Below are 3,702 nucleotides of genomic sequence, written 5' to 3'. Positions count from 1 at the left end.
TACCGCGACGGCTCGCCGTCGCCGCTACCACCCTGCTCACCTTCGCCCTGACCGCCTGCGGCGGCGGGGACCACGACGCGGGCGGGAACAACCACGACAGCGGTGCCCCGCCGAGCGCGTCGGTGCCGTCGGACGCCGCGTTCAACGCCGCCGACATCGCCTTCGCCACCGACATGATCCCGCACCACCAGCAGGCCCTGGAGATGGCCCAGATCGCCGACACCAGGGCCACCAACCCACAGGTCAAGGCCCTCGCCGCGCGGATCCGCGGTGCGCAGGACCCGGAGATCGCCACCATGTCCGGCTGGCTTCGCGAATGGGGTCAGCCGGTGCCGTCCAGCTCACCCGGCATGGGGCACGGCCAGCACTCAGGTATGCCCGGGATGATGAACGATCAGGAGATGGCGGACCTGATGGCGGCATCCGGCAAGGACTTCGACCGCACGTTCCTGGAGATGATGATCCGCCACCACCAGGGCGCCATCGAGATGTGCGGCACCCATCAGCAACGGGGCCAGCACCCGCAGGCCAAGCAGTTGGCGGAGAAGATCGCCGCCGACCAGGCCGCCGAGGTCGCGCACATGCAGGACCTGCTCACCAAGCTGTAGGACCCGGCGCGCCAATTTCCGGAGGCGGGCAGGCCGGATGACGGCCTGCCCGCCCACCGCCACGACCTACTGCGTCAACTCGGTCAGGTACCGCGCCGGCGGCACCGACCTGGCGGGCCTGGTGACGTACGCCATCCATCAGCGGCGGCGCGGCCACGCGACCGTGCCCACGTCCCACGAGCGACAGCGTTACGAGGACGGCTTTGCGGCGCGCACGATGGCCGAGTGGATGCCGTCGGCGGCCTGCTGCGTGAAGGTGATGTCGACATCGGTGAACCCGGCGTCGGTCAGACCCTGCCGGTACTCGGTGACCGACAGCGCGCCGGCGATGCAGCCCACCCAGCCGCCGCGTTCGGCCCGCTGTTCGGCGCTGAGCCGATCCTCGGCCACCACGTCGCTGATGCCGATACGGCCGCCGGGGCGTAGCACCCGATGCATCGAGGCGAACACCGCCGGCTTGTCCACCGACAGGTTGATCACACAGTTGGAGATCACCACATCGACGCTGCCGGCCGGCAGTGGGATGTCCTCCATGTGCCCACGGAGGAACTCCACGTTGGTCGCGCGGGCCTCGGCGGCGTTGCGGCGGGCCAGCTCCAGCATCTCCTCGGCCATGTCCAACCCGTACGCCTTACCGGTCGGCCCGACCCGCCGCGCCGAGAGCAGCACATCGATCCCGCCGCCGGAACCGAGGTCCAGCACCGTCTCGCCGACATGCAGGTCCGCGACCAGCAACGGGTTGCCACAGCCCAGGCTGGCCGCCACCGCCCCGTCGGGAAGCACGGCCCGGTCGGCCTCGGCATAGCGCCGCGCACCCGCCCACTCCTCCCCCTCGCTCTCGTGGCAACACTGCGCCGGGACACCGGCGGCGTCACTCGGGCCGCAACGGCCGGTGGGCTGGTCGGCGAGCACACTCACCGCCACCGCCGCGTACCGGGCCCGCACCTGCTCCCGCACAGCGGCGGGGTCAACCTGATCAGTGGCCATCTCGCTCCGTCCACGGGTTGAATGGGCCATCAGCCGGGTAGGAATCCGACCGCGGCCGTACTCAACTATTACATGGTTCTGTTGAATTGAACAGGGTGGAAACATGGAAGAGGTCCCCCAGGCCGGTGACCGGGCCGCAGCAGCACCCGCATTGACGGTGCTCGACCAGGTCACACCGCCGCCGCTGCGCGAGCGGCCACCGCTGGACCCCGCCTCCGCCGCCGGCGTCGCCGCGCTATTCAAGATCCTCGCCAGCGACACCCGGCTACGCCTGCTGCACGCCCTGACCCGCAGCGCCGAAGTCCGCGTCACCGACCTGGCCACCGAGGTCGCCATGAGCCCACAAGCCGTGTCCAACCAACTGCAACGCCTCGTCGACCAGCGCATCGTGGCCACCCGCCGGGACGGAACCAACGTCTATTACCGCGTCGTCGACCGTTGCGTCCCACGCCTACTCGAACTCGGCTGGTGCCTGTACGACACCACCCAGGAACCGACCGACTGACACCACCGACCAGCCGTTGGGCACCCGACGGGCTTCGGCCGCCCGGGCGGTCAGGCGCGGCCGATGCTCGCCGTGATGGCCGCGGTGGCGTGGCGCAGCGGCGGCAGGGTCTCGCTGAGCCGGGGGCTGCTCAGCGGCGCGAGCAGTCCGACCGCCGCGAGCGGCCCGCTCCCGCCGGTGATCGCCATGGCGAGGGAGAAGACCCCCAGCCGGTGCTCCTGGGTGCTGCGGGCCACGCCGCTGCCGCGGATCTGGTCGAGTTGGCGCCGGAGGACGCATGGATCGGTGATGGTGTATCTGGTGTGCGGGTCGAGGCCGGCCAGTACGCAGGTGCGCGTCTCGGCGGGCGCGTGGGCGAGCAGCGCCTTGCCGACCGCGGTGCAGTGCAGGGGTAGCCGCAGGCCCGGAGTGTGCCGGGTGGGCAGCGACCGGGTCCCGGCCAGGCGTTCCAGCACGAGGGCGCCGGCGCCGTCGAGCACGGCGAGGTGGGCGGTGTGCCCGGTGGTGGCCACCAGGTCCTGCAGGTACGGCAGGGCTGCCTCGCGCAGCGCCGTGTGCGGAGAGAGCAGACCGAGGTGCCAGACCCGGGCGCCGATCTCGTACCCGCCGTCCGGTCGCCGGACGAGCAGGCGGGCCGACGTGAGGTCGGCCAACAGCCGGTGGGCGGTGGCGATCGGCAGCCCGGCGCGGCGCGCCAGGGCGGTGAGGGTGAGCACGCGGTGGGCGTCGTCGAACGCGTCGAGCAGGGCGACCGCCCGGGTCAGGCCCGACCGCGTCTCCCCTGCCCGCCGGGTGGACATGCCCGCACGGTACGCCGGTCTTCCGTTCAACGGAAGATCCCTCGGACAGCAGAACCGGCCTCCGGCACTGTGTGGGAAACCTCGGTGATCGCGCGAGGAAGGGAGGCCATCCGTGGCCCGGTACGACGCGGTGGTTCTCGGCGGGGGCCACCACTCCACGATCATCGCGTGTTATCTGGCCCGGTCCGGCATGTCGGTCGCGGTGTTCGAGTCCTCCGGCCGCCTGGGCGGCGCGGCGATGAGCGGCACCGGCCCGCTGCGCGGATACACCATGAACCGGTACGCGCACTGGACCCGGTTCTACTCGCATCCCGCGTACGTCGATTTCGACCTGCACGCGGAGGGCCTGCGCTACGTGTTTCCCGAGGGGAACGAGGCGATGGTCTTCGACGACGCGACCGCGTTCGTCGGCTGGTCGGCGTACCGCGTCGTGGACGACCGCGGCACCCAGCGGGCGTGGCCCGAGGGCGTGGCCCGCACCGAGGCGGCGATCCGGGCCTTCTCCCCCGCCGACGCCGACACCTACCTGCGCCTGCACGAGGCGTACGCGACGACGTGGAAGGCGGCGTTCGGGGCGCAGCGATTCAGTCCGCCCACGCGGTACGGGGTGCCGGACGCGCTGGAGCGGTTGGTGGCCGACGGCGAGCTGCTGGAACCGGTGCACCAGGTGATGAGCCTGCGCCAGCTCGCGTACGACTTCTTCGAGTCGGACGAGCTGCGCACGCTGTTCCTGCGGGCGGCGACGACCTCGACCGGGGCGTACGCCGACGACGTACCGGGCCTGCAGGGCCTCGTCCACGTG

5 protein-coding genes are annotated in these 3,702 nt (G+C 71.6%); 3 read left to right on the top strand and 2 right to left on the bottom strand.

What is annotated here, in order from left to right; genetic code table 11:
- The coding region (locus tag VFO68_RS03350; protein WP_325156640.1) for a DUF305 domain-containing protein at positions 1 to 608 on the top strand (608 nt) is incomplete at its 5' end.
- A 189-nt stretch (positions 609 to 797) separates the two neighbouring features.
- Here the strand turns inward: VFO68_RS03350 and arsM are convergent.
- The gene (gene arsM / locus VFO68_RS03345; protein WP_325156639.1) at positions 798 to 1,595 is read right to left on the bottom strand and encodes an arsenite methyltransferase; all 798 of its coding nucleotides are present in this window, start codon (positions 1,593 to 1,595) and stop codon (positions 798 to 800) included.
- 103 nt (positions 1,596 to 1,698) lie between these two features.
- Here arsM and VFO68_RS03340 point away from each other — a divergent pair, with 103 nt between their 5' ends.
- Positions 1,699 to 2,100: a metalloregulator ArsR/SmtB family transcription factor gene (locus VFO68_RS03340; protein ID WP_325156638.1), complete on the top strand. Its 402-nt coding sequence runs from the start codon at positions 1,699 to 1,701 to the stop codon at positions 2,098 to 2,100.
- A gap of 50 nt (positions 2,101 to 2,150) precedes the next feature.
- Here the strand turns inward: VFO68_RS03340 and VFO68_RS03335 are convergent, their stop codons facing one another.
- Positions 2,151 to 2,900 (bottom strand): IclR family transcriptional regulator, encoded by a 750-nt coding sequence (locus VFO68_RS03335; protein ID WP_325156637.1) that lies wholly within the window; start codon positions 2,898 to 2,900, stop codon positions 2,151 to 2,153.
- 112 nt (positions 2,901 to 3,012) lie between these two features.
- On the opposite strand from VFO68_RS03335, the gene VFO68_RS03330 reads away from it, so the two are divergent.
- On the top strand, positions 3,013 to 3,702 hold a 690-nt coding region (locus VFO68_RS03330), incomplete at its 3' end, for an NAD(P)-binding protein (protein ID WP_325156636.1).

Origin of the sequence: Actinophytocola sp. (assembly GCF_035712165.1) — a bacterium.
Classification (GTDB): domain Bacteria; phylum Actinomycetota; class Actinomycetes; order Mycobacteriales; family Pseudonocardiaceae; genus DASYTH01.
The sequence above is the reverse complement of the archived record's forward strand: the minus strand, read 5'-3'. Positions and strand labels throughout refer to the sequence as shown.